The organism is Hydrogenophaga sp. Root209, assembly GCF_001428625.1.
Taxonomy (GTDB): domain Bacteria; phylum Pseudomonadota; class Gammaproteobacteria; order Burkholderiales; family Burkholderiaceae_C; genus Hydrogenophaga.
In genome coordinates this window covers 1-1,840 of sequence record NZ_LMIE01000021.1, presented here as the reverse complement: position 1 = coordinate 1,840, position 1,840 = coordinate 1, and the positions used below count along the sequence as shown (strand labels likewise).

2 protein-coding genes and 1 pseudogene are annotated in these 1,840 nt (G+C 64.3%); all 3 read left to right on the top strand.

Annotated features, from left to right (window positions below; translation table 11 throughout):
• A pseudogene (locus ASE11_RS27000) lies at nt 1–414 on the top strand (methyl-accepting chemotaxis protein); the annotation flags it as partial.
• A 75-nt stretch (nt 415–489) separates the two neighbouring features.
• The gene (locus tag ASE11_RS11475) at nt 490–948 is read left to right on the top strand and encodes a cache domain-containing protein (protein WP_056270979.1); all 459 of its coding nucleotides are present in this window, start codon (nt 490–492) and stop codon (nt 946–948) included.
• Between the two features lie 39 nt (nt 949–987).
• Nucleotides 988–1,840 (top strand): HAMP domain-containing protein (locus ASE11_RS11470; RefSeq protein WP_156406326.1); only part of this gene is annotated, 853 nt, incomplete at its 3' end.

Genomic DNA, 1,840 nt, shown 5'->3' with positions numbered 1-1,840 from the left:
ATTGGCCAGGTCAATGTGGCGGTGACGCAGCTCGATCAGATGACGCAGCAGAACGCCGCGCTGGTCGAAGAGAGTGCCGCGGCCGCCGAAAGCTTGAAAGGCCAGGCCAGCCGCCTCACCGAGGTCGTCAAGGTCTTCCGCATCGATGCCGCGCAGGCCCGCAGCGCTCCGGCGGTGATGGCGGTCTCTCAGCCGGCCAGCACCTTCAAGCCGGTGGCGCACAAGCCGACCAGCCTCAAACCCGCTGGTGCCAAGTCGACCAGCCCCAAGGCTGCTGTGCCCGAGGCCGCGTCCGTGGCGGCGCCCATCGAGGCTGCCAAACGCTCGCCCGCACCGGCACCCGTTGCCCGTCCTGCGCCCGCTGTTCGCCAGACCGTGGCGGCCGGCGAAGAAGGCGACTGGGAAAGTTTCTGAGCCCCCTCGGCGTTGAAACCACTGATGCGGCCAACGCCCTTTTTTGCCAACCCTCTCAACCGTCAGGACCACCCCATGAAACACATCCGCAACACACTCGGCGCCTGCGTGGCCGCCACCTTGCTCGCCACTTCGTTCAGCGCTCAGGCTGACGCCACCGCCGAAGACGCCACCGCCATGGTCAAGAAGGGTGTGGCCTTCATGAAGACCAACGGCAAAGACAAGGGCCATGCCGAAATCAGCAGCAAGGAAAGCCAGTTCAAGAAGGACGATCTCTACCTGGTGGTCTACGGGCTGGACGGCACGGTGCGTGCCCACGGCGCCAACGAAAAGATGATCGGCAAGAACCTCATCGAGCTCAAGGACATCGACGGCAAGCTGTTCGTGAAGGAGCGCGTTGAGCTGGCGCAGAGCAAGGGCACGTTCTGGCAGGACTACAAGTTCACCAACCCCACGAACAAGAAGATCGAGCCCAAGGCCATGTACTGCGAGAAGCTGGAAGACGCCGTGGTCTGTGGCGGCATCTACAAGTAACTGCTCGCCGTTGACCATCCCCACTGCCCTGGAGCCGACATGAAACTGAGCCACAAGCTGATCCTCGCGCCGGTGATCACGGCGGCCGTCGTGCTGGCCACCGGGCAGCTGAACACGTACTTTTCGGGCCAGTCTTCCGTGGCCACCAGTGCCCGGTTCACCCAGGAGCTGGAGCAGTTCCAGTCGCTCTCCGATGTGCAGGACAAGGTGGGCCGCATGCATGTGGAGGTGTACCGGCTGATGACCATCATCGGCTCGGTGGAAGAGGCCAAGACCACCGCATTTCGCAAGACCATGGCCGAACAATCGCAAGGCATCCAGCGCGAGCTGGGCGCGCTGGCGGAGAAAGCACCGGCCGACGGCCCCGTGCGCCCGGAGTTGCAGACCGCCACGGTCCAGATTGGCGAGTTCCTCAAACGTTCGGATTCGGCCATTGACCTGGGCACGGTGGACCCGAACACCGGCGTGGCGGCGATGCAGGGCGCGGATGAGGCGTATGCCCAGCTGGCCAAGTCCTTGGCTGCGGTGAAGCAGCAGATGAAGGACGTCTCCATGGCCGCGGCCACTGCGGCCAATGATGCGTCGAGTCGGATGAACTGGCTGCTCACGCTGCTGTCGCTGGTGGCTGCCGCCGCCGTGGTGGCGGTGGCCTGGGTGATGTTGCGCCGGGTGGCCGAAGCACTGGTGCATGCGGCCCATGTGGCGCGCGAGGTGGCTGAGGGCAACCTCGATGTGGAGGTTCAGACGAACCGCAAGGACGAGCTGGGCGATCTGCTCAATGCGCTGGGGGCGATGAAGACCTCGCTGATCCAGACGGTGGGTCAGGTGCGCAGCGCCACCGACAGCATCAACACGGCTTCTTACGAGATTGCCTCGGGCAACCAGGACCTGA